This window comes from Amphibacillus sp. MSJ-3 (genome assembly GCF_018919165.1).
In the GTDB taxonomy this organism is placed as follows: domain Bacteria; phylum Bacillota; class Bacilli; order Bacillales; family Amphibacillaceae; genus Amphibacillus.
This window is the reverse complement of record NZ_JAHLQM010000003.1, coordinates 74,625-99,933: the sequence shown is the minus strand read 5'-3', so window position 1 is coordinate 99,933 and position 25,309 is coordinate 74,625. Positions and strand designations below refer to the sequence as shown.

Below are 25,309 nucleotides of genomic sequence, written 5' to 3'. Positions count from 1 at the left end.
CCGAAATAAGTGATGTATAATAATACTTAAATATAAATTTGGAGGGAACTTTATGGCAGATGTGAAGATGCAAGAGAAATATGCTGAACTTGCCTTGAAAACAGGAGTTAACTTACAAAAAGGTCAAGCATTAATGATTAATTCATCAATAGAAGGTGTAGATTTTACAAGAATTGTTGTTCGTAAAGCTTATGAGTTGGGAGCAAAAGACGTTATCATTAACTGGCAGGATGATGAAATCACCTTGTTGAAGTACCAAAATGAATCCGAAGAAGTATTGATGGATATTCCACAGTGGCAAGTTGATAAATATTTAAGCTATGCAGAAGATGGGGTTGCATTGTTGTCGATTCGCTCAACCAATCCAGATTTACTAAAAGATGTCGATCCTGCTAAGGTAGCTAAAGCAAGCAAGGCACGAGCTGAAGCAATGAGGGAATTCCAAAAGTATACGATGAACGATCGTATCGCATGGTCAATTATTTCTATCCCAACTGGAGATTGGGCACAAAAGATTTTCCCAGATTCAGATGTAGAAGAAGCGAAGGAAAAACTATGGGATCAGATTTTTAAAATTGTCCGTGTTGATCAGGAAGATCCAATTGCAGCGTGGGACAAGCACAACCAAACATTAAAAGATGCTCATCAAATTTTAAATGAAAAGAAATATCGACAACTGATTTTTAAAGCGCCAGGTACGGATATTACCTTTGATTTACCTGAAGGTCATATTTGGAAAGGCGGTGGGGCATATACGACAGACGGTCTTCACTTTAATCCAAATATGCCAACGGAAGAAGTCTTTACTGTCCCACATAAATATGGTGTTAATGGGGTTGTTTCAAGTACAAAACCATTAATCTATGGTGGAAATATGATTGATCATTTCAGCCTCACTTTTGAAGAAGGAAAGGTTGTTGATTTTAAAGCCGAACAGGGTTATGAAACGTTGAAGCATCTACTCGAAACAGATGAGGGTGCAAAAAGACTTGGAGAATTAGCTCTTGTTCCAGATGCTTCACCTATTTCTCAATCAGGTTTGATTTTTTACAATACATTATTTGATGAAAATGCATCGTGTCATATTGCTTTAGGAAAAGCTTATCCAACCAACTTAGAGGGCGGTTCAGATATGTCGAATGAAGAGCTTGATCAGCATGGTGTCAACGATAGCTTAACGCATGTTGATTTTATGATTGGTTCGGCTGAATTGGATATTGATGGCGTTACTGCAGACGGAAAAACAGAACCAGTCTTTCGAAAAGGAGCATGGGCTTTAGATATTTAATATAGATCTAAAGGTTAGCATTTGATTAATAGAATCATCAAAGTGAAGTGAATTTTCATTCATTAGGAAGGACTATTCACTTTCCGCTATATAAAAGTAGAAAGAGCAGATTGATTTAGTTAATCTGCTCTTTTTGTTCGCCCAGCATGGGTGAACGCTAACGGGTGGAAGTCCCTAGTGCGACCTAATAGCGGTAAGCACATAGCTAAAGGCAAGGGTGTCCATGGTGACGTGGAATCTGAAGGAAGCCCTAAGCAAACCTCTGGTCTGACGAACAGAAATCATATAAGAGGCGACGTATGCGGATAAGACTGCGAAAGAAGTTGAAGTCCAAAAGCTATTACAAAGTATGCGGCGTATATATGGCAGATAGATGGAGGGAAAGCGTTCGCACCTTAACTGGGGAGGTCTCATCCAGCTACACCAAAACCTTGTAGTGATACACGACTGGCAGGTGAGAAGTCAGCAGAAGCCGTAGTAGTGAAGAAAACTAACGAAAGTTGGAATGAGCGAAGGGCTGAACAATTTTATCGTTATAATGTAAGCGTCAAAGCATACCCACCTTCTATTAGTTTCCCATCCATAGCATAATTTCTTTAGAAGTTTAATTTTGGAGGTTATGCGATGAACAAATCAACCAAAAGAATAGAATGGGAAGCTCGAATCGAGGATTGGAGGGCTAGTGGTTTAAGTAAAGCCAAGTGGTGCCGAGACAACGGATTTAAAGAACATCAAATGTATTATTGGCTACAAAAAATCAATAATTCTGCATCGCCGACTGATCAACCTGCTAACATTGACTGGCTCCCGGTTCAAGTAACGGATGAACTTGATGAACCGAAGGGTTCTGTTCTTATTCATATTGATCGTTTTTCAGTTGAGGTTCAGTCCGGGTCTGATATTGGTTTATTATCTAAAATAATACATGTTATTCAATCGTGATGCTACATAATACATCATATAAACAAGTTTATTTGGCCCGTGGAAGCACTGATCTTCGCAAGTCAATTGATGGTTTATCCGTCATTGTAAAAGAATGTTTCTCCCTTGATCCATTTGCACCTTGTCTCTTTGTATTTTGTAACCGGAAAAGGGATAAATTAAAAATTCTCCAATGGGAGCATAATGGTTTTTGGCTTCATTATCGGAGGTTGGAGCAAGGGAAGTTTCAATGGCCTTCTGAGCAAGATGCAACACCACTGAAAATCAGCGAACGCCAACTTCGTTGGCTATTGGATGGATTACCTATCCGTCAAAATCAAGCGCATAAACAAGTGACGGCGCGAACCATTCTATAAAAATACGAAAATACAGGAAATTCGGCTGGCCATGTCGAATTTCTTTTTGTATAATATGATGTATGGAAAAAATGGTGGAGAAAAACAACGAGCATACAATTGAATATTATAAAGAGCGCAACGAAGAGTTAGAAGCCAAATTGAAATGGTATGAGGAACAATTTAGATTGCTGCAAAAGCAAAAATATGGAGCTTCTAGCGAAAAAACGAATGAAGATCAATTGAGTCTTTCTTTATTTAACGAAGCCGAAGATACAGCTGATTCAAAAGTTGAAGAACCTGCGCTTGATACGATGACATATACACGCAAAAAGAACCGAAAAACCCGGGAAGAGTTAATGAAAGACCTGCCTGTGGAGACAATTAATTATGAATTATCTCCTAAAGAACAGGTCTGTTCGTGTTGCGGTTTGGAAATACATAAAATGAGCGAGGAAGTTCGAAAAGAACTTCAAGTCATACCCGCTAAGGTCAAAGTTGTGAAGCATGTCCGCCATGTTTACGCTTGCCGTAACTGTGAAAAAGAAGGAATAGAAACTCCAATTGTCACGGCAAAGATGCCATCTCCTTTATTTCCTAAAAGCTATGCTTCACCTTCTACTGTAGCTTACATAATGAATCAAAAGTATGTCGAAGGTCTGCCACTTTATCGGCAGGAAAGCCAATTAAAATATATTGGTGTACGCCTATCCCGTCAAACCTTATCCAATTGGATGGTAGAAGGGGCGAACCGATGGTTAGCCAAAATATATGATCGAATGCGAGAATATTTATTACAAGAAGATATTCTGCATGCCGACGAGACCACGGTTCAGGTACTGAAAGAACCGGGACGTTCGGCGGAATCCAAATCGTATATGTGGCTCTACCGAAATGGTCGGGATCGTCCGCCAAATATCTTGTTTGAATATCAGCGTACCCGTGCGAGCAAACACCCTAAAAAGTTTCTAGCGGACTTTAAAGGTTACTTGCATGTGGATGGCTATGGTGGATACGATAGCATTCCGCATATCACCCTGTCGGGTTGTTGGAGCCATGCCCGCAGATACTTTGATGAAGCACTGAAGGCTCTGCCAAAAGGTGCAGACAAATCAAAGCTCACCGCAACGAAAGGACTGCAATATTGTAACCAATTGTTTGCGGTTGAACGCGAATGCTTGGAGAAAACTCCGGAAGAAAGATATGAAATACGTCTAAAACGCAGCCGACCTATTTTGGATGCTTTTTCAGCATGGCTAAAAGAGCAAACGCCAAAAGTTTTGCCTAAAAGTGCACTCGGCAAAGCGATTAAATACTGTCGAAAACAGTGGCATAAACTAATCGTATTTTTAGAGGATGGCCGATTGGAAATAGATAATAATCGAAGTGAACGCTCTATTAAGCCATTCGTAATCGGCCGGAAAAATTTCTTGTTCAGCAATACACCGAAAGGTGCAAAGTCGAGCGCTATTATTTATAGTATTGTGGAAACTGCAAAGGAGAATGGACTAAGTCCATTTGAATATTTGAAGTATCTATTTGAACGATTGCCAAATATTGATATAGCAAATAAAGAGGAATTGGATCAACTCTTGCCATGGTCAACAAGTATTCCATTACATTGTCAAAGTCCAAAATGAAATCATAACTAAAGTATAAACAAACCCAGACCTGAATAATAGGTGTAGGTTATTTGACGCTTACCCATCAAATAAACTTCCTAAAGTTAGTTTTGTCATATTCCACCTTCTATTCTCCATTTTTAGGCGTAAAAAAAAGACGTTCATTTTATTTGAACGCCTTACAATATTTTTATTCTATTGTGTTCCCACACCCCAGATCAATTACCACTGAAACGGTAATGTGGTTTTTCAGTACTTTATTTCTAGTTTTTTCACCTTCTCCTACAAACACGAAATGCTTGTGAAAGTGTTTAAAACTAAGGATTTCTATATAGTTTCTCTTTGTAGCAACGATACACACTCCACATGCAAAGTCTGGGGGAACATGTCTACTGGTTGAACTTCTCTCAGTTTATAGCCACCTTCAGTCAATGTCACTAAATCTCTGGCGAACGTTGAGGGATTACATGAGACATAAACAATTCGACTAGGGTTCATATCAATCATAGCCTTTAGTAATGATTCCTCACAGCCTTTTCTTGGTGGATCAACAACGATAACATCCGGGTTTAATCGCTCTGCTTTCCACCTTGGCATGACTTTTTCTGCTTGTCCGACGATAAATTCTGTATTGGTAAGGCCGTTTAGTTCAGCGTTTTTCTTGGCGTCTTCAATGGCTTGTGGGACAATTTCGACACCATAGACTTTTTTAGCCCTTTGAGCAAGAAAGAGTGAGATACTGCCGATTCCGCAGTAAGCATCAATGACTGTTTCACTACCAGTGAGGTTGGCAAATTCCAGAACTTTATCATAGAGAACCTTCGTTTGCTTTGGATTAACTTGGTAAAAGGATAATGCTGATATAGCAAACTTCACCTTACCTATTGTGTCATAAATATATTCTTGACCCCATAAACATTTTGTCTTCTTGCCTAGAATGACATTTGTTCGATCTGGATTAATATTATGCATGATCGATGTTATTGTGGGGTAGCAATCAGTGATTCGCTTAATCAATTGTTCCTGGTTGGGAATAGTTTTTGTTTTGGTGACGATCACAATCATCGTTTCACCTGTATGTTCACCGCTACGAACCATAATGTGGCGAAGAACACCCCGATGTGTCTGTTCATCATATGCTGGAATCCCTAGTTCTTCAGCTACTTTTCTGACTAATTCAACCAGTTGATCATTGACTTCAGATGTAACGATACAACGATCCATTCCTTCGATGATATCATGACTTCGTCGTCGGTAAAAACCAGTAATTAATTGATCATCTTTTTCCGCAACTGGCACTTGAACTTTATTTCGATAGCGCCATGGGTCGTCCATACCTAATGTTGGTTTAACATCAATATCGTTAAGATGGGCTATTTTTCGCAGGACATTTTCGACTTGATTTCTTTTCATATCTAGCTGCATAGAATAGCTCATATGTTGAAGTTGGCAGCCACCGCATTGGTCGTAAACATTGCAAGGAGGGGCTACACGTTCCGGACTCTCCTTGATTAGTTTTAGGCTTTTTCCGATTGCGAAATTCTTTTTTACTTTAATAATCTTCACCTCAGCAGTTTCACCAGGTAAAGTATTTGAAACGAACACGGGATAGCCTGCAATTTTGCCTACTCCATTTCCATCATGCGTAATGTCTTCAAAAGATAGAGTGATTGTTTGATTTTTTTGAACTGGGCTTTCCTGTTTAGACATTGGCTTTACTTCCTTTCTTATACCATATCAACCTTCAGATATGAATCTTACCATGATTCGACTTTATTTCCCGGGAAATACGAAAATATTGCCGTGCGTTTTTCTATGAATTATTTTTGCCGTCGGATCTTGTTTAAATACGATAAATCGTTTTCGTCTGTAGATCGTCACATAAGCTTTAGAGTGAAGATATGGATTTTGATTTTGCCAAAACCTCTTTGGGACGAAATGGGGAGTGGTCAAATTTATTGATCAACAATAAAGCTCTTGGTGGTTAGTATAGATTTGACCGTTTACCACAGTTTTCCCAAGATAAACTCAATCTTCCCCATCTGGTTGAGTATTAGCTGAACTAATTAAGCATTTATCGTCGCTAGTTTCCACACTTATTATATAAAGGTTTCCTTAATCTAATTCTTGTGAGGATCTAGGAGCTAATCCATGGTAAAAGTTGACATGACTTAAAAAAGCTCAAGAGGTTAATCGAGAGCTTTTTCCATTTGTATTTCCTTTTCGATTTTTACTTTTCTAGCTTGTTCTTCAGTTGGAACAAAATATTCGATATGTTGTTTTAAATTTGAGAATTCACCAGGTAAATCACCGCCGTACTCACCGTCGATATTGAGTTGCATTCTTTCGTCAGTTTGAACATTAATATGCTTCGCTTGAACATAAAAGATACTTGGATCTCCAAAATGATTACCTCTTGTTGCAGCGGTGACTAGACGAATAAATTCAGCGATATTACATTTTTTTAGCACAAGTAAATCAAAGTAACCATCATTCATTTCTGCTTCCGGTGCTAGCTTTTCAAAACCGCCTACTGAATTTGTGTTTGCTACTAGAAACAGCATGATTTCATCTTCGAAAACCTGGCCATCATATTCAATTCGGGTATAGATTGGTCGTAATCTTGGCAGTAACTCGGCTCCTTTAATGAAATAAGCAAGTTGTCCTATCAATGTTTTTAATTTGCTTGGTACTTCATAGGAAACCTCTGTTAATTTTCCACCACCAGCAATATTAACGAAGTAATGTTGATTCACTTTACCAATATCCAATTTCTTAGTATGTCCGGATAAAATGATGTCAACGGCTTTATCAATTGACTTTGGAATATTGAGTGCCCTTGCAAAGTCATTTGTTGTCCCAGCTGGGATAATTCCTAAGCGTGGGCGATGTATGGCCTCGGCAATTCCTGTCACAACTTCATTAATAGTTCCATCTCCACCAACAGCAACAATTGTATCAAATCCACGTGCGACAGCTAGTCTTGCTGCTTCCGTTGCATCGCCAATCCCTGTTGTTTCATGGGTTGATGTTTCATATCCTGCTTGTTCAAATTTCACTAATACATCTGGGAGCTTATTTTTAAATGATTCTCTTCCAGATGTCGGATTATAAATAATTCGAGCGCGTTTCATGGTGATCCTCCGATCTACGTACTTTTTTACCTATTTTTATGATACCATTTTATCAAGTTTATTTATAGATGTTTTCATCTTATTTATCGCAGTGTAACTGTCAGTAAGACTCCCGTTTCAATCATTCGAAGGAAATTTTGCACTATAAGTGGGAGATCAACTGACGGTAAAGTCCCGATTGATTCAAGGGCCTTTGTGTCATCCACTTGTGGGACTAACAAATGTTTTCGGTGAGACGAGTAAACGCAAATCACTTCGGTGGGACGAGTAAACGCAGTCCCAGTCCCAGTCCCAACCCTAGTCCCTGTTCCAATCAACGGGAAGGGGACAGGCGGACTAAATCCAGCATGCCCCTTGGTAAGATCTGCATGACCTCGGCCCTGTAGCCCCAACCTCCACTGATTGAAGTTTTACTTTATCCCTCTTAATGATCGTTGTAATTACCTCTTTCGAATCCTTAACCTTGCTTAAATATACAATTTTCCCTTGCTTATTTAAATATTGAAAAGTCCCAGTCATAGCAAAAGAAAGACTATCAATATATGATGATCGATAGTCTTCCTGGTAACTTTAACGCTTGTTCATTTCAGCTAATAAAATTTTATTTACCATTGGTGGGTTGGCCTGTCCTTTTGTTTCTTTCATCACTTGACCAACCAAGAAGCCAAGTGCTCGATCTTTCCCATTCTTAAAGTCTTCAATCGATTGTGGATTTTTATCGAGAATGGCAGTTACAATTTCAGTGAGTTGTCCTTCATCTGAAATCTGGATTAGACCTTTTTCTTTAATAATCTTTTCTGGATCGCCGCCTTTTTCGACAAGCTCTGCAAAAACCTTTTTCGCCATTTTCGATGATAGCGTTCCATCATCTATTAGGTTAATCATTTTCGCTAGTCCTTCTGGTGTAAGGGACAGATCTGATAATTCCTTTTGCTGTTTATTCATATAGGCTGATACTTCGCCCATCAACCAGTTAGAGGCTTGTTTAACATCTGCACCTGCAGCAATCGTTGCTTCAAAGAAATCTGACATTTCGACTGTACTGGTGAGTATCATTGCATCATAAGCTGGTAAGTTTAATGATTCAATATAGCGTTTCTTTCTAGCATCTGGAAGTTCTGGAATTTCAGCGCGTATCCGAGCTTTCCAGTCTTCATCAATATACAAAGGTAGAAGATCTGGCTCAGGGAAGTAGCGGTAATCGTCCGCCCCTTCTTTAACCCGCATTAAAATCGTTTCTTTCGTTTGTTCATCATAGCGGCGGGTTTCTTGTAGAATCGTTCCACCGGATAACAAGACATCTCGTTGGCGTTTTTCTTCAAATTCTAAACCCTTTTGAACAAATGAAAATGAGTTTAAATTCTTTAATTCCGTTTTTGTTCCAAACTTCTCCTGTCCAATTGGGCGAAGTGAAATATTGGCATCACAACGTAATGAGCCTTCTTCCATTTTACAATCGGAAACACCTGTATATTGAATAATATTTTTCAGTTTTTCAAGGTAAGCATAAGCTTCTTCTGGTGACCGAATATCAGGTTCAGAAACAATCTCAACAAGTGGTGTGCCTGCACGGTTATAGTCAACTAATGAGTATCCATCATCACTGTGCATTAGTTTCCCTGCATCTTCTTCCATGTGTAGACGTGTAATACCGATTCTTTTTGTCTTTCCATCTACTTCAATATCAATCCAACCATTTTCACCAATCGGTTGATCGAATTGTGAAATTTGATATGCTTTTGGATTGTCTGGGTAAAAGTAGTTTTTTCGATCAAATTTTGTATGTGTTGCAATCTCACAGTTTAAGGCCATTGCTGCTTTCATCGCAAAGTTAACTGCTTCCTCATTTAAAACAGGTAAAACGCCTGGATAAGCTAAATCAATTGGGTTAACATTTTCATTTGGTTTTGCCCCAAAATGATTCGGACTTGGGCTGAAAATCTTCGAATTTGTTTTTAATTCCACATGAACTTCAAGTCCAATAACTGTTTCAAAATTCATTTACTTCGCACCTCCCAAGTTCGGACGCTTTTTATGATAGTCAGTTGCTTGTTCAAAAGCATAAGCTGTCCGGTAAATTGTTGCTTCATCAAAATGTTTACCAATGATTTGTAAACCAAAAGGCAAACCTGTTTCTTCAGAGAAGCCAGATGGGATTGAGATAGCTGGTACACCTGCTAAGTTAACAGGGATAGTCAATAGATCATTGGCATACATCGTCATCGAATCATCAATAAGTTCGCCTACTTTGAAAGCAGTTGTTGGTGTCGTTGGAGCGATGATGACATCATAATCTTTAAAGATTTGGTCAAAATCAGCCTTAATTAAGGTTCGTGCTTGTTGAGCTTTTTTATAGTAGTCTTCATAATATCCTGAACTTTGGGCAATTGTTCCAAACAGAATACGTCGTTTAACTTCTTCTCCGAATCCTTCACTACGTGATTGTTTGAAAAGATCAATCATATTTTCTACATTTTCTGCACGGTGACCGTATCTAATGCCGTCAAAACGAGCAAGGTTTGCTGATGCCTCACCTGAAGATATCAAATAATATGCAGCTACAGCATATTTCGAATGTGGCAAGGAAACCTCTTCCCATGTTGCGCCAAGGTCTTCATATACTTTAAGTGCGTCAATAACAGATTTTCTAACTTCATCACTAATTCCATCAGCTAAATATTCTTTAGGAACAGCAATTTTTAGTCCTTTGACACCTTTTTTCAATTCATCTTGGTAGTTAGGTAGATCTATGTCGACAGTTGTTGAATCCATTGGGTCATGTCCAGCAATTGCTTGAAGTAAATGGGCATTATCTTCAACGTTTTTCGTAATCGTTCCAACTTGATCTAATGAAGAGGCAAAGGCAATCACCCCAAAACGTGAGACAAGTCCGTAAGTTGGCTTCAGACCAACAACCCCACAATATGATGACGGGCCTCGAATCGATCCGCCTGTATCGGAGCCAAGTGAGAAAAAGACTTCTCTTCCGGCAACAGCTGCTGCTGAACCTCCACTAGAGCCACCTGGCACATAATCCGTATTCCAAGGATTCCGCGTTGGATAATAGTAAGAACTTTCTGTTGATGATCCCATTGCAAACTCATCCATATTTAATTTCCCAATTGTAACTGTTTTTGCTGCTGATAATTTTTCGATCACCGTTGCATCATATAATGGGTGTTCAAAGTTATCTAGCATCTTACTTGCAGCAGTTGTTCGCAAATCTTTCGTTACAATATTATCTTTAATTCCAATCGGTATTCCGAACAAGGGGTTATTTGCTTGGTCAATTTCTTGATCAAGTTGTTTGGCTTGTTCAAGTGCTCGTTCTTTATTTAATGTAATAAAGGCTCTGATTTCATCATCCACTGCATCAATTTGATCAAAAGAGGCTTGAACGAGTTCAGTTACCGTGAGCTCTTTATTATGTAGCTTCGCTTGTAATTCTTTTAATGTATAATCAAAAATAGACATTTTTCGACCTCCTATTCTAAAATTGATGGGACGCTAAATTGACCTTCTTTATGGTCAAGGGAATTATTTAATACTTCTTCTTGACTGGTCCATTGTCTAGGTTCATCTTTACGCATAACATTTTTTAAATCAACAACTTGAACAGTCGGTTCTACTTCACTTGTATCTAAATCTTTTAATACATCTGCATATTTCATCATCTCACTAAGCTGTTTGGATAACACAGATGCTTCTTCTTCTGTAATGGCTATTCGAGCAATATCCGCCACTTGCTCGACTTGTTCTTTCGAAATTTGTGCCATTTGCTTCACCTCCAGAAAATTTTCATCACATGATCAAGCCTAATTTAAGATCATCTTAGGTTTGGATTCATTCATCAGACAGTTAACCATTCGACATTCAAACTACTCTATCAAATATCCAGTTATTAAGGGGACACCCAAAATAGTTAATGCTTTTGAACACCCTCATTTGCTGATCACTTAACTTGTTCAAAAGGGGTTTTACTGCTCTTAAAGTAAGATTTGAAATAGACGCCTTACGGAGATCAAGGACCTCTACTTAAACAAGTTATACATATAAATGATAATAGCAAATAATATAGCAATTACGCAACTATTCATTTGCCATTTTTTTAAAAAGCATGGCCCCTTTTTTCCTTTTAATCACTTTTACTTAGCGTTGGTAGACATGAACATAAGGTTCCTCGTCACCTGCTTTTCTGACAATCAAGCTTTCTTGTCGATCATTCGACTTGATATTCACTTCGATATCATAGTGAGGTTGGAAACTATCCATGACGAGTCCATAGACATATTGAGTAAAACCGATGACTTCTGCTTGACCATAAAATTCAATCGGGATTTCAAGTACAAGACTGCGAATTTCTCCATCTTGATAAAAGCCCTGACCAATAACACCAACATAATTAGGGAAATAGTTAGCAACTTCTGATTTAAATTCTTCTACTGTTGATGACAAGTTTGGATCAATATCCTGTGCACTATTTGAAGGAAACAGAACATACTTCTCGTCAATCGATTCCCAATTGCCAATCTCTTGACTTCCGCCTTGAATCGTTGTCTTTGCAACAAAGTTACCTGGTACAAGACCGTCACGGGCCGCTTCTCTGTATATCGCCACCATAATTGGAATATCCTGAAGACCATCTTTAGCTCTAATCCGCTTAACAACTTCCTCAGCTATTGGTTTTGCTTCAGATAACATCTCTTTTTTAGAAATATTCTCATAATAAAATGGTCCACCTACTTCCGTTTGAAAGCGGTAGTTTGATTTCATTGCAATTCCAATCGAAATTCCTGCGAGTTGAACGACATTATCATCTGAACGGGTTAAATAATTTTGTTCTAAAATATGAGATAAATATTTTGGATTCTCCCGCTCCTTCTCTATACTCTCTTCTGTCGATGTATTTTTATCAATATCAATCGGTGGATTTAAACCTTCTTCACTTGAATCTGATTCTCTTTCTAGCCAACTAAACAATTCACTATAAGAAATTTGCTGGCCCTCTTGGAAAAAGTAAGTATCTGGGTCAAAAACTGATGTTGAATGTCGTCTAAGATCATTCTCCAAGACCGTAATATCTAATCGATTCGCAACTTGATTCGTTGTCACTCCCCTTGACTGACTTACTCGATACGGCAAAAGGACTTGATATTCTGATTCAGATACACTGTAGTTTGGGATAATCGCTGTCTCTTGTCCGATATCTTCTGGCAAAGTTTCATCGATAATTTCATTTGGATCGCTAAAGTCAGGTGCACAACTAGTGAGCAAAGCGATTAATAAAATACCAAATAGCCCATACAAATGCTTCATTGAATTCCTCTTCCCCTTTCATTCTATTTCTTCGATAAACTGCTGTTCATTCCATATTTCAATTCCTAGTTGCTCTGCTTTCGTTAGTTTTGACCCTGCATCTTCACCAGCGATCAATAAATCTGTCTTTTTACTAACACTTCCAGTTACTTTGCCACCCAAGGACTCGATTTTCTCCTTCGCTTCATTTCGCGTCAGTTGCTTGAGCTTTCCTGTTAAGACAATTGTTTTATCTTGAAATAGGGAATTGATATTTTCAGCTGTTGGTTTAGGTCCCAGATAACTTGTGTTAACACCCAACTCCTTTAATTTGCCAATCATTAAGTTTACTTCATCAGTGGCAAAATAACGAACAATTGAATTCGCCATTTTTTCACCAATTTCGTCAACTGTAATAAGTTCTTCATATGATGCTTGTTGGATTTTCTCAATCTCTCCAAAATACGTAGCTAATGTTTTTGCTGCGGTCACACCGACAAAACGAATCCCTAAACCAAAAAGTAATCTTTCCAGCGAATTTGATTTTGATGCTTCAATCGCCCGAAGTAAATTATCAACTGATTTGGTCCCCATCCGTTCTAATGCGAGTAATTCTTCTCGATTCAATTGATACAGGTCCGTTACCCGATGAACAAGTTGATGGTTATAGAGTTGTTCAATCAATTTTTCACCTAAGCCATCAATATTCATTGCGTTACGAGAAGCAAAATGAATCAAACCTTCTTTTAATTGAGCTGGGCAATTAGGGTTCATACATCGTAAGGCCACTTCCCCCTCAAGTCGTACTAATTCAGTACCACATGACGGGCAGTGATCCGGCATTTTAAATCGCTCGACAGTCTTATTCCGTTGTTCTGGAATCACACGAACAACTTCTGGAATGATATCACCAGCTTTCTTTATGACCACTGTATCATTTAATCGGATATCCTTTTCCATAATATAATCTTCATTATGCAGGGATGCTCTTTGTACTGTTGTTCCGGCTACTTGAACAGGTTCTAGTAATGCAGTAGGTGTCACAACCCCTGTTCGACCAACACTGAGGATCACATCAATTAACTTAGTGACTGCCTCTTCAGCAGGGAACTTGTAGGCAATCGCCCAACGCGGGCTTTTTGCCGTTGTTTTTAATATCTCATGATATTCAAGTCGATCAACCTTAACAACAATTCCATCAATATCATATGGAAGGTCATTTCGTTTTTCAACCCACTTCTCCACGTATTGAATGACTTGGTCAATCCCTTGACACTTTTCCCATTCTCGATTAATTTTAAAACCTAATTCACTTAAATACAGCAAGCGTTCGCTATGTGTCTCAATTGTACCAGCTTCCCATTCCCCAACAGCATAAAGAAAGATATCTAATTGACGTTCCGCCGCAATTTTTGGATCTAATTGGCGTAAAGAACCAGCAGCAGCATTTCTCGGATTAGCGAACAATTCTAGGCCTTGTTCTTCTCGGGCTTTGTTTAAATGAATAAATGATCTTTTTGGCATAAAAGCCTCGCCACGAACCTCAATTGTATTTGCTTCATCAATGCTTAACGGAAGACTTCGGATCGTTCTTAAATTTTGGCTGATGTCCTCACCAATCGAGCCATCACCACGAGTTGCTCCTTGTTGGAAAAGACCTTCTTGATAGCGAAGCGAAACAGCTAAACCATCAATTTTCAATTCACAAACATAATCAACTGTATCTAAGGCTAATTCCTGCCGAACACGCCGATCAAAATCACGTAATTCCTGACTACTAAATGCATTAGCTAAACTCATCATGGGTACATGATGTTCAACTTTTTCAAAACCCTCAAGTGGCTTTCCACCAATTCTTTGGCTCGGTGAATCTGGTCTGATGAGTTCTGGATGTTTATTTTCAAGTGCGATTAACTCATTCATTAGACGGTCATATTCTGCATCTGGAACCGTTGGATGATCAAGAACATAATATTGATAATTATATTGATCCAGTAATTGACGTAATTCTGTTATCTGTTTCTCTATCGATGTCAAAGTCATCACCTCACTTTATTCTACTTTCGTAATCGGTGCGAATTTTGCTAATAAACGTTTAACTCCTGTTGGAGCTGGAAAAGCAACATCTAGTTCCATTGACTCTCCCGTTCCTGTTACTTTAACAATTGTACCAAGTCCCCATTTCTTATGTTGTGCTTTATCCCCAACTTGCCAAGCCTCTTTTTCTCCACCCGTTGTTGTCTTCTGTGCAAATCGTTTGACGGGCTGTTTTTTTACGGGAACCGGGTCCTCTGAAAATGCTTGTCTTTGGTTAGGTAGCCCAAATAGAAATTCATCCTTTTGTTCTTCAAAACCTGCTAATAAGTCTGTTGGTATCTCGCTAATAAATCGACTCATGCGATTCATATTTGTCCGACCATAGAGTGTCCGCATTTTCGCATGGGTAAGGTGTAAAACCTTCTCCGCTCTTGTAATACCAACATAAGCCAACCGACGTTCTTCTGCCATTTCTTCTTCATCTAATAAGGAACGACTATGCGGGAAAACATTCTCCTCCATGCCTACTAGAAAAACAACCGGGAATTCCAAACCTTTAGCAGCATGTAAAGTCATCATCGTTACTTTATTATCAGCAAATGGGTCATCGTCCATACGATCAATATCAGCAATAAGTGCTAAATCAGTTAAAAAGGCGATTAAGCTTTTATCGTCACTTTCTTGTTCAAAGTTCTGTGTAACAGTTTTAAATTCATTTAAATTTTCCAGGCGGGTCTGTGCTTCCAGCGTTCGATCGTTTGTCAGCATCTCTAAATAACCCGTTTTCTCCAATACCTCTTCTACCATATCTGTTGCTGTTAGAAATTCCTGTTGTTGAATCCAATTCTTAATCAGCTGAGAGAATTCCGCTAATGCTTTTGTCGCTCGGGTACCTAGACCAACAAAGTCAATTTCCTGGCTGGCTGTATAGAGTGAAATATCATGTTCAGCAGCGTATCTTTCTAATTTCTCAACAGAAGCTCTACCTATTCCCCGCTTCGGTTCGTTTACAACACGAACAAAACTTAAGTCATCATTTGGATTTGAGATTAGACGAAGGTAGGCAAGCATATCCTTAATTTCTTTTCGCTCATAGAATTTAGTTCCTCCAACCATCTGATAAGGAATATTCGCTTTAACAAATGTTTCTTCAATTGCCCTTGATTGAGCATTCGTTCGATATAAAATCGCAATATCGCGGTAGTTAAAGTCATTTGATTGAACATATTCTTCAATTTGATTGGCAACATATATACTTTCATAGCGTTCTGTTTCCGCTTCATAATAATGTAGTTTTGAACCACTATCATTGTCCGTCCAAAGTTGCTTTGCCTTGCGGTCAGTGTTGTTCTTTATAACTGCATTGGCTGCTTCAAGAATCGACTTCGTTGAGCGGTAATTTTGTTCTAATAAAACAAGGTCAGCATTTGGATAATCCTTTTCAAAAGATAAGATATTTTTTATATCTGCTCCCCGCCAACGATAAATTGATTGATCAGAATCTCCAACCACGCAAATATTTTGATATTTTGCGGCAAGTTGTTTGACTAAATAGTATTGTGCATAGTTCGTATCTTGGTACTCATCAACATGAATATATTGAAAACGCCGTTGGTAATATTCTAAAACTTCAGGAACACGCTCAAATAAGTGAATAGTTTGCATAATTAAATCATCAAAGTCAAGTGACTGGTTTTTGATTAATGTTTTTTGATAGCTCTGGTAAACATCAGCGATTGTCTTTTGATAATAATCTCCCGCACTTGCTTGAAATTGATCTGGGGTTTGTAAATTATTTTTTGCTGAGCTTATCCCTGCAAGTAACGCTCTCGGCTCAAATTTCTTTTGGTCGAGGTTTTTTTCTTTCAGGATATTTTTTATGACTGTTAGCTGATCACCACTATCTAAGATGGTGAAGCTACGACTTAAACCAATACGGTCAGCATCTCGTCGAAGGATTCGAACACACATTGAGTGGAAAGTGGATACCCACATATGATCTGCTTCCGGTCCTACAAGTTGACTAACCCGCTCCTTCATTTCTCGAGCTGCTTTATTCGTAAATGTGATCGCCAAAACATTTCTTGGTGAAATTTGTTTTTCATCTAATAAATATGCGATTCTATGTGTTAGAACACGTGTTTTTCCACTTCCGGCACCTGCCATAATTAAAAGCGGACCATCTGTCTTTTGAACCGCTTCTCTTTGTTTATCATTTAATCCAACAAGTAAATTATTAATCGGTTGATTCACAATGACACCGCCTTTATCTATCTTTCTTTATTTTTACTGTTTCGAGTGCTTGATCGAAGTGCTCATATAAACTATTCCCAACAACAATTGTATCAGCAAACTCAGCCATCTCTTCGGCCTGCGCCAAAGTCGTGATCCCACCACCATAGACGAGTTGTGTATGATTCAATTCTTCCTTAACACTTTTGACAAGGCTAGGATCACCATATGTTCCGCTGTACTCTAGGTAAAGAATTGGCATTTTTAACATATGCTCAACGATTTGGGCGTAAGCAATCACCTCTTCAAAGTCTGGCAGCTGGCAATCTGTGAGCTGATAAGCCTTGGCTTCGGGATTTAAAATCACATATCCTTCAGTAACAAGCTCGGACCAATTGATCATATGACCATATTCTTTAATCGCTCGATGTTGAATATCAAGCAACCATTTTTTATCTTGACTATTTAGGACGGTCGGAATAAAGTAAAAATCGAAACCAAGTGCAATCGCATCTAATGTCGATACTTCTAAAACGCATGGAATTGGATATTGGCGAATTCGACTCATTAAATTGACTACCCCTTCTAGGGTCACATGATCTGTCCCACCAACAATAATTGCATCGGTGCCTGATTGGCAAACTTGATCTATTTGGTGATCGGTTAATGATTTATCTGGATCTAATTTAAATACATGTCGCCAGGTCTTTCGATTATACAATATGTAGCCTCCTAACTCTTATTTAGATTTTTTATCTTGAACAAATTATCGAAGCATCATAAGTCTCATCCACTTCAACTATGTAACCTGGATAAGTAACAGCATAGCAGTCACTCACTTCCAGGGATTAAAAAACTGCAAAATCCCCTTCTTAATTATCGCAAGGAAAATACCTGTCCTAAGCGGATTAAAAGGTCAACAGATGCCCTATGCCTTCAATTAACATCTAGTGCGAGGGATAAACCCCTTAAGTGAGCGGGGATTCTCTTTGATTTGATTTGGCAATACACATCTTCCGTTACGCGTTAAAAGCCTTCTTAAAGTATAACAAAAACATGACCGATACGGGTAATAATTTGGCATATTTGATGGAAGCAAGTGAAACACCTTTTGATAACACTTGCTTGATTCTGTTTTGCTGTCAATATCGGGAGTCCTTTGAAGATTTAGGCTGTTTATTCAGAGGTATCACATGTGCGTCTATCTAAATCAATGTGAAAATTCATTTAAAAACCTTGCCTTCCAAAGTGGAGGGCAAGGTTTATTCGCCTACTTTAAATCTGCCGGGAAAACTAAACCTACTGATTTCCTAGCTTGGTCTAGAACTTTGATCGTATTTAATGAAGTCTCAAATGAGTTAACTGGGCTTTCACGTAAATTACTTGCTAATAAATCGAGGAAATGTTTAATTTCATAGTACATCGTATTGTCTTTTTGCTCGACTGATAGATCTGTAATTGTCCCGTCTTTATCAATTCGTGTCAGCTGGCGTAGATCACTTAACTTTTTAATAACAATCGTGCCATTTTCTCCTTGAATTTCAGACGGGATATGTGAGTCGGTAATTTTTGAAAACATTAAATCAGCTGTTAACTCGGGATATTTAATTGACATCGTACCAAGACCATCTACACCTGAATCAAGCATGATCACATTGGCCGACACTGCTTCTGGCATACCAAAAAGGGCCACCATTGGATAGGCGGTGTAGACACCGATATCCATCAATGATCCGTTAGATAGCTCAGGCTTAAAGGCATTTAATACTTCTCCTTCTTTATAGCGATCATACCGTGAAGAGTATTGGCAGAAGTTAGCAACAAATCGTCGAACAGGTGCAATTGTCTTAATTTCCTCTTTTAAAACATTAAAGTTTGGCAAATGAGTTGTTTTCATTCCCTCCATTAATAAGACATTACACGACCGGGCAACAGCAATCATTCTTTCCACTTCACTTTGATTAGAAGCAAATGGCTTTTCAACAAAAACATGTTTACCTTCTTCCATACAAATGATTGCCTGTTCACAATGAAGGGCGGTTGGACTAGCAATATAAACTGCATCAATTGCCTCACTTTTCGCAAATTCAGTTAAATCTGTATAGGTTTGTTTCACTTGATACTTAGCTGCGAATTCCTTCGCCTTCTCTTCTGTTCGAGAATAGACAGCTGTTAATTTGAAATCATCTAACATCATGCCTGCCCGCAAAAAACGATCTGTAATCCAGTTTGTACCGATCACACCAAAACGAATCATTTTAGTCTCCTCCTTGATCTTCTTTCAATCGATCTAATACTGTTCGATAACCACCACTCCCATAGGTTAGGCACCGTTTAACACGGGAGATTGTTGTTGTTGAAGCATTTGATTTATTAGCAATCGTTTGGTAAGTCTTACCTTCATCCAGCATTTTAGCTACAGTTAATCTTTGGGTCAATGCCTGGATTTCATTCATTGTTGCTAGATCATCAAAGAATTGGTAGCATTCTTCTCGATTCTCAAGTGATAAAATAGCATCAAATAACTGGTCAAGTTGCTCACCACGCAATTTATCAATTTGCACCTTGGTCAACCCTCCTATTCTATTACTGTCACACCCGTTAAACCAGGATTTGTTGGAATAACATTGATCCATGTCTTCCCAGGGACAAAGGGGACCTCTTTGCCATCCTTCACAGGAACAATATAGCCATCAGTATTTTGCCACTGGACTTTATTAATAAAGCCTTTTTGTAATAAATAAGCATTACCACCAGACATTAAATCAATTTCCCGTCTTCCTTGATCATCAATCACTTGATGGGCAGTCTCAATAATAAATACATTGTTTAACTGGATCGGAGTTTGGTCCGTGAATTCAACAGTCTGTTGGTCACCATTATAGCGCAGATAGGCCTCAATTGTTGGATCATAGCGATAACGGACTGTTTCTTGTCCATAATTAAATGACACTTCCGACCCCTTATCACCTGTCAAATCAGCTAATTGATCCGATTGGTAAAAAGCTAATGAACGATGGTCCGCTTCTACTTCATATCCTTGATTTGTCGCAACTTCCGTAACCGCGGCAAAATTTAGGTAGGAATTATGTGGTGCAGAACGAAAGCTTTCTCGTTTAAAAAGATAACCATCATTATCATAATAAGAACCATTTAAATGATCAACAGCACCGGATCTAAGCATAGCTTCAATATGATCAGCCGCACCATGATAGATATATAAGGCATTGTAATCATTTGCTAGCTTAAAGTAATACGGTCGAGCACTTCGGACCGGGCCAACCACCTCTGGCTTTTCACTTTGGAACATCGCTAGAAAGCGTGTCGTTTGTCCCTCTGCTAAAAGTTCAAACACAAGATCAGCCTGAGATAATCCACTTTGGGGCCGAGCCGCTGGATGATTGTTGATCATCACACTAACAATGCGATTTGTCGCAGGTTCTCTCGTAGCTATCCCCGTTAAAGGAAATCGGTATTTAGCTTCATTGCTTGATATTTTCTCTTGTTCGATAACTTTCTTTCTTAAATCCTGACTCACTCTTTCTGTATCATTATTCGAGCAAGCTGAAATCAATAGTAGGAACAAAATAAGGACAACAAGGCGTTTAGGGTTCATTATTCGGTCTCCTCTACTACTCTAGTCTGTTAAAGTTCTTTCAAGTAGAATTATAGCAAAAATCTTGAAGAATCGCTCGGATTTTTTACTAAAAAGTATCATGCTGTAAATGGAAGGCATCACTGCTTTTTTTATCACAGATCACCTAATAACCTAAGGATCACAAGGAAAACCTGCAAATAAAATAAAGAGACAACAAAAGCGCAGTTCCTTCTATATATGCCTTACGAGAATAAAGAGTCGCTTTATTAAGTTTAACATATTCTTCCGAATACTTAAGGGGTTTCAGGAAGCTTTTATTTATAAAAAAAAAGAGCACTTAAATTGACCTTCACTAAAAAATGATTTTCAATGTCTGTCAATAAGTGCATCTTATTTTATTCAATTAACCCGATATCTGTTCGATAAAAGAAATCGTCTGTTTGATCAAAATTCTTTAAGTAATGATAAACTTCTTTATTTGCCTTAGCCAAGGTCTCCTGTACTGAACCGACAAGTAAAACACGTCCGCCATTTGAAACGATATGATGATTGTGATCAAAAGTTGTTCCAGCATGAATCAAGTAGCCATCTAAGATTTCAGGTAATTCTGGAACTTTCATTCCTTTGTTAGATACTGTTGGATAACCAGCAGAAGCCACAACCGTTCCAACAGCATAGCCATCACGCCAAGTTAGCTTTGGATCAACTCCCGAACTAACCGCTTCAATTACATCAAGCAAATCATTTTCTAGTAAGGGCAGAATAACCTGAGTTTCTGGATCGCCAAATCGGGCATTGAATTCTATAACCTTGATACCTGAATCTGTTTGAATTAATCCGGCATAAAGTACACCTGTATAAGGACGACCCTCCTTAACCATCGCTCGAGCAACAGGCTTGAGCACAAAGTCAATCGTATATTGGATATCTTCTGGTGTGACATCTGGTAGAGGAGCATAAGCCCCCATTCCACCTGTGTTTGGTCCCTTATCTCCATCAAAAGCACGTTTATGGTCACGAGCAGGAATCATCGGATAAACAGCTTCACCTTCAACAAAGGCGAACAATGAAAACTCTTTACCGCTTAAAAACTCTTCAATAACAATCTGGGTACCCGCTTCACCAAAGCAGTGACCTTCCAGCATCTGATCGACAGCTTGATAGGCCTCTTGCTCAGTCATAGCAACAACAACACCTTTCCCCTCTGCTAAACCATCTGCTTTAACAACAATTGGTGCCCCTTGTTCCTTAATATATGCCTTCGCTTTGGCTGAGTCTGTAAAGGTTTGAAACTTAGCAGTTGGAATTTGATATTGAGCCATCAACGATTTGGAAAAGTCCTTGCTACTTTCGATTAAGGCTGCTGCCTGTGTCGGACCAAATATTTTTAGCCCTTCAGCTCGGAAATGATCAACGATTCCTTTAGATAAAGGTAATTCCGGTCCAACAATCGTCCAGTCAATCTGCTCTTTTTTGGCAAAGTCAAGCAGTTGATCAATAGCGTCAACCGCGATCTCTACACAAGTTGCTTCTTTTTCCATCCCCGCATTACCTGGTGCAACAAAAATATCAGTTACCCGAACAGAATGATTTAGTTTTTTAACGAGCATATGCTCTCGTCCACCGCATCCAATTACCAATACCTTCATATTTATAGTTCCCCTCACTTTTATTGTTGATAAACAAAGCTTTAATGTTTAAAATGTCGCATGCCGGTCATCACCATAGCAATACCATACGCATTACAAACATCGATAGAATCCTGATCTCGTTTCGATCCACCAGGTTGAATAATCGCCTTAATCCCCGCCTTAGCAGCGTTTTCCACTGTATCAGGCATTGGAAAGAATGCATCTGATGCAAGCACTGCACCTTGAGCTTTATTCCCTGCTTGATCTAAGGCTATCTGTGCTGCACCAACACGGTTCATTTGACCCGCACCAACCCCAATTGTTTGATGATCTTTTGCAAGGACAATCGCATTTGACTTCACATGTTTAACTACCTTCCAGGCAAACAGAAGCTCTTGAAGTTGTTTCTCTGATGGAGTCTGTTTGGTAACCACTGTTAGGTCGTCAACTTCAACTCGCCCGAGATCGCGATTTTGAACTAATAAACCACCGCGAACAGAGACAACTTTTTTCGAATCCAATTGATCGGGTTCAACAGCTGTTTCAAGTAATCTTAGATTTGGTTTTTCAACTAACAGCTCTAATGCCTCTTTTGAAAAACTCGGCGCAATAATAATTTCTAAGAAAATTCCCTTTAAATGCTGAGCGGTCGCAAGATCAACCTCTCTGTTAAGTGCAACAATTCCACCGAAAATTGAAATCGGATCTGCATCATAAGCTGTTTGAAAAGCTTGCTCAATCGTATCACCGATTCCTACCCCGCATGGATTCATATGTTTAACAGCAACAGCAGCCGGTTGATCAGAAAATTCCATCAAAATTTCAAGCGCGGCATTGGCATCCTGAATATTATTGTAGGATAGTTCCTTTCCATTTAGCTGCTTAGCGTGTGCAATCGAACCACCCTTAATATTGGCTTCCTTATAAAAAGCGGCTGATTGGTGTGGATTTTCACCATAACGGAGTGAATCAACCTTCTCATAAGTCAGTGTTAAAGCTTCCGGATCCGTTTCCCCAGTTAATTCAGTGAAATATTCGGCAATTAAAGCATCGTATTGTGCTGTATGACGAAACACCTTAGCAGCTAACTTTTTCCGTAAAGCAATTGCATCTGTTTGTAAACCCTGGAGTACTTGGTCATAATCAGCAGGATCAACAACAACTGTGACCGATTCAAAGTTTTTCGCTGCTGCTCTAAGCATTGTTGGACCACCAATATCAATATTTTCAATCGCATCAGCTTCTGTTACTTCTGGATTAGCAATTGTCTCTTTAAAAGGATATAAATTAACGACAACGATATCGATCGGTGTTATATTAAGTTTTTCTAATTGGCTTTGATGGTCAGCAAGCTCTCGACGGGCGAGAATCCCACCATGAATCATCGGATGGAGTGTCTTAACCCTTCCGTCTAAAATTTCATCAAAATTTGTTACTGCAGAAACAGGGAGAACCTCTAGTCCAGCCTTTTTTAGGCTTTCTAACGTACCACCTGTTGAAATCAGTTCATAACCAGCATCTGCTAGTTCTCTAGCAAATTTAATTAAACCCGTTTTATCTGAGACACTCAATAATGCTCTTTTTTTCAAAATGAATCCCCCTCAGAAATTAATTGTTGAATCGTGCGTGGATATAGTTCATGCTCAACATGCTGAATAGCTGTTTGAAGTTCATCATGCGTCATCTCATTTTCAACTGTAACTGCTTTTTGAGCAATAATCTCACCTGTATCCATACCGGAATCAATATAATGGATGGTCACACCGGATACTTTCACTCCCGCTTCCAATGCCTGCCCAATTGCATCTAAACCAGGGAAGGCTGGTAACAATGATGGATGGATATTAATCATTCGGCCTTGATATTGGGACAATAACGTTGCCCCTACTAAGCGCATATAACCAGCCAAAATAATCCAATCAACTTGATAGGCCTTCAACTCACTAACAATCTCTTCTTCAAATTCTGCCTTATCTTGATAATCATTTGGGTTAAATAAAAATACAGGAAGATTGTTTTGCCTTGCTCTTGATATCACCTTGGCATTTGGTTGATCACAAACTAATAAAACAATCTCTGCATCAAGTTCTCCCGCTCGAATTGACTGATCAATCGCTTGATAATTACTTCCACTTCCAGAAGCGAAAACAGCCAGCTTTACTTTAGCGCTCAACAAGCTTCACCCCAGACTTATCGACGACCTGGCCGATTAAATAGGCTGATTCATTAGCTGTTCTTAAGATCGATAAGGCTTCTTCCGTTTGCTCCTGGCTTACAACAAGAACCATACCGATCCCCATGTTAAATACCCCTAAGGCTTGTTCAATCGTTAAATTCGCCTGTTCTTGCAAATAGGTAAGAATCGCTGGAACATGCCAACTATTACGCCAAACTTCAACACCTAAATCACCCGGTAATATGCGGGGGAGGTTCTCATAAAAGCCCCCTCCAGTAATATGACTGATCCCTTTTATATCAACAGACTTTTTTAATTGGTTAATTGCTCTTGTATATATTTTCGTCGGTTCCAATAGTGCTTCGCCAACTGTCGTCTCTAATTGCTCTGGATGATCAGTTAATTTTAAATCATGATCGGTCAAAATTTTCCGTACCAAGGAGAAGCCATTTGAATGAACCCCACTAGATGATAGACCAATCAAAGCATCACCAGCTTGGATTCTTTCACCTGTTATTAAATCTGCTTTATTAGCCATTCCTACAACAAAACCAGCAAGATCATACTCATTATTCATATACATTCCCGGCATTTCAGCAGTTTCCCCACCAATTAAAGCCGCCCCACTCGCTACACAGCCATCAGCAATTCCCTTAACAATCTGTTCGATTTGTTCAGGGTGATTCTGACCACAAGCGATATAGTCTAGGAAGAAAAGGGGATCCGCACCTTGGGCAATAATGTCATTGACACACATTGCAACTAAGTCGATCCCAACTGTGTCATGTTTATCGAGTTCAAAAGCGAGCTTAAGTTTTGTCCCAACGCCATCCGTTCCAGAAACGAGGACGGGCTCCTCATAGGAAAATCCAGTTAAATCAAACAAGCCAGCAAAAGCTCCGACCCCGCCAATAACTTCTGGCCGATTCGTCCGTTTAATATGTTTTTTCATTAATTCAACGGCTTGATAACCTGCTTCGACATCAACACCTGCCGCTTTATAAACATCACTCATAGGT

Annotated in this window: 20 protein-coding genes; 4 read left to right on the top strand and 16 right to left on the bottom strand. The window is 38.9% G+C overall.

The genetic code is table 11. The annotated features are described in order from the left end of the window. Nucleotides 1–52: 52 nt before the first annotated feature. From KQI76_RS01890 to tnpC, 4 genes are all read left to right on the top strand, one after another. Complete coding sequence (locus KQI76_RS01890; RefSeq protein WP_216398605.1) at nucleotides 53–1,288, top strand: aminopeptidase; 1,236 nt, start codon at nucleotides 53–55, stop codon at nucleotides 1,286–1,288. A 624-nt stretch (nucleotides 1,289–1,912) separates the two neighbouring features. Beyond that, complete coding sequence (tnpA, locus tag KQI76_RS01885; RefSeq protein WP_216398604.1) at nucleotides 1,913–2,230, top strand: IS66 family insertion sequence element accessory protein TnpA; 318 nt, start codon at nucleotides 1,913–1,915, stop codon at nucleotides 2,228–2,230. Next, a complete protein-coding gene (tnpB, locus tag KQI76_RS01880) occupies nucleotides 2,230–2,586 on the top strand; it encodes an IS66 family insertion sequence element accessory protein TnpB (protein WP_216398603.1) in 357 nt (118 codons plus the stop codon). Before tnpA ends, tnpB begins: the two co-directional genes overlap by 1 nt. Before the next feature lie 62 nt (nucleotides 2,587–2,648). Further along, complete coding sequence (tnpC, locus tag KQI76_RS01875; protein WP_216398602.1) at nucleotides 2,649–4,205, top strand: IS66 family transposase; 1,557 nt, start codon at nucleotides 2,649–2,651, stop codon at nucleotides 4,203–4,205. Nucleotides 4,206–4,514: 309 nt separating this feature from the next. Here tnpC and rlmD read toward each other — a convergent pair whose 3' ends face one another. From rlmD to purM, 16 genes are all read right to left on the bottom strand, one after another. After that, entirely contained in the window at nucleotides 4,515–5,897 is a 1,383-nt protein-coding gene (gene rlmD, locus KQI76_RS01870; protein ID WP_216398601.1) for a 23S rRNA (uracil(1939)-C(5))-methyltransferase RlmD, read from the bottom strand. A gap of 479 nt (nucleotides 5,898–6,376) precedes the next feature. Continuing rightward, a complete protein-coding gene (locus KQI76_RS01865; RefSeq protein ID WP_216398600.1) occupies nucleotides 6,377–7,321 on the bottom strand; it encodes a diacylglycerol kinase in 945 nt (314 codons plus the stop codon). Between the two features lie 570 nt (nucleotides 7,322–7,891). Beyond that, nucleotides 7,892–9,322 (bottom strand): Asp-tRNA(Asn)/Glu-tRNA(Gln) amidotransferase subunit GatB, encoded by a 1,431-nt coding sequence (gene gatB, locus KQI76_RS01860; protein ID WP_216398599.1) that lies wholly within the window; start codon nucleotides 9,320–9,322, stop codon nucleotides 7,892–7,894. Further along, on the bottom strand, nucleotides 9,323–10,795 hold the full coding sequence (gene gatA, locus KQI76_RS01855) for an Asp-tRNA(Asn)/Glu-tRNA(Gln) amidotransferase subunit GatA (RefSeq protein WP_216398598.1): 1,473 nt from the start codon (nucleotides 10,793–10,795) through the stop codon (nucleotides 9,323–9,325). A gap of 11 nt (nucleotides 10,796–10,806) precedes the next feature. After that, nucleotides 10,807–11,097, bottom strand: coding sequence for an Asp-tRNA(Asn)/Glu-tRNA(Gln) amidotransferase subunit GatC (gene gatC, locus KQI76_RS01850; protein WP_216398597.1), 291 nt, complete (start codon nucleotides 11,095–11,097; stop codon nucleotides 10,807–10,809). Between the two features lie 373 nt (nucleotides 11,098–11,470). Continuing rightward, nucleotides 11,471–12,637: a CamS family sex pheromone protein gene (locus tag KQI76_RS01845; RefSeq protein WP_216398596.1), complete on the bottom strand. Its 1,167-nt coding sequence runs from the start codon at nucleotides 12,635–12,637 to the stop codon at nucleotides 11,471–11,473. Between the two features lie 18 nt (nucleotides 12,638–12,655). After that, on the bottom strand, nucleotides 12,656–14,659 hold the full coding sequence (gene ligA / locus KQI76_RS01840; protein WP_216398595.1) for an NAD-dependent DNA ligase LigA: 2,004 nt from the start codon (nucleotides 14,657–14,659) through the stop codon (nucleotides 12,656–12,658). Between the two features lie 9 nt (nucleotides 14,660–14,668). Beyond that, nucleotides 14,669–16,906 carry a DNA helicase PcrA gene (gene pcrA, locus KQI76_RS01835; protein ID WP_216398594.1) on the bottom strand — a complete coding sequence of 746 codons (2,238 nt, stop codon included), beginning with the start codon at nucleotides 16,904–16,906 and terminating at the stop codon, nucleotides 14,669–14,671. A 13-nt stretch (nucleotides 16,907–16,919) separates the two neighbouring features. After that, nucleotides 16,920–17,606 carry a heptaprenylglyceryl phosphate synthase gene (pcrB, locus tag KQI76_RS01830; protein ID WP_216398593.1) on the bottom strand — a complete coding sequence of 229 codons (687 nt, stop codon included), beginning with the start codon at nucleotides 17,604–17,606 and terminating at the stop codon, nucleotides 16,920–16,922. 549 nt (nucleotides 17,607–18,155) lie between these two features. Then, on the bottom strand, nucleotides 18,156–19,142 hold the full coding sequence (locus KQI76_RS01825; protein WP_216398592.1) for a Gfo/Idh/MocA family protein: 987 nt from the start codon (nucleotides 19,140–19,142) through the stop codon (nucleotides 18,156–18,158). Between the two features lies 1 nt (nucleotide 19,143). Beyond that, nucleotides 19,144–19,449 carry a YerC/YecD family TrpR-related protein gene (locus tag KQI76_RS01820; RefSeq protein ID WP_216398591.1) on the bottom strand — a complete coding sequence of 102 codons (306 nt, stop codon included), beginning with the start codon at nucleotides 19,447–19,449 and terminating at the stop codon, nucleotides 19,144–19,146. Between the two features lie 14 nt (nucleotides 19,450–19,463). Further along, the gene (locus KQI76_RS01815; RefSeq protein WP_216398590.1) at nucleotides 19,464–20,501 is read right to left on the bottom strand and encodes a DUF3048 domain-containing protein; all 1,038 of its coding nucleotides are present in this window, start codon (nucleotides 20,499–20,501) and stop codon (nucleotides 19,464–19,466) included. A gap of 377 nt (nucleotides 20,502–20,878) precedes the next feature. Beyond that, nucleotides 20,879–22,132: a phosphoribosylamine--glycine ligase gene (gene purD / locus KQI76_RS01810; protein WP_216398589.1), complete on the bottom strand. Its 1,254-nt coding sequence runs from the start codon at nucleotides 22,130–22,132 to the stop codon at nucleotides 20,879–20,881. A gap of 41 nt (nucleotides 22,133–22,173) precedes the next feature. Then, nucleotides 22,174–23,703, bottom strand: a complete 1,530-nt coding sequence (purH, locus tag KQI76_RS01805; RefSeq protein ID WP_216398588.1) for a bifunctional phosphoribosylaminoimidazolecarboxamide formyltransferase/IMP cyclohydrolase — start codon at nucleotides 23,701–23,703, stop codon at nucleotides 22,174–22,176. Beyond that, the gene (gene purN, locus KQI76_RS01800) at nucleotides 23,700–24,287 is read right to left on the bottom strand and encodes a phosphoribosylglycinamide formyltransferase (RefSeq protein ID WP_216398587.1); all 588 of its coding nucleotides are present in this window, start codon (nucleotides 24,285–24,287) and stop codon (nucleotides 23,700–23,702) included. Before purN ends, purH begins: the two co-directional genes overlap by 4 nt. Beyond that, nucleotides 24,277–25,305, bottom strand: a complete 1,029-nt coding sequence (gene purM, locus KQI76_RS01795) for a phosphoribosylformylglycinamidine cyclo-ligase (protein WP_216398586.1) — start codon at nucleotides 25,303–25,305, stop codon at nucleotides 24,277–24,279. Before purM ends, purN begins: the two co-directional genes overlap by 11 nt. Nucleotides 25,306–25,309: the final 4 nt, after the last annotated feature.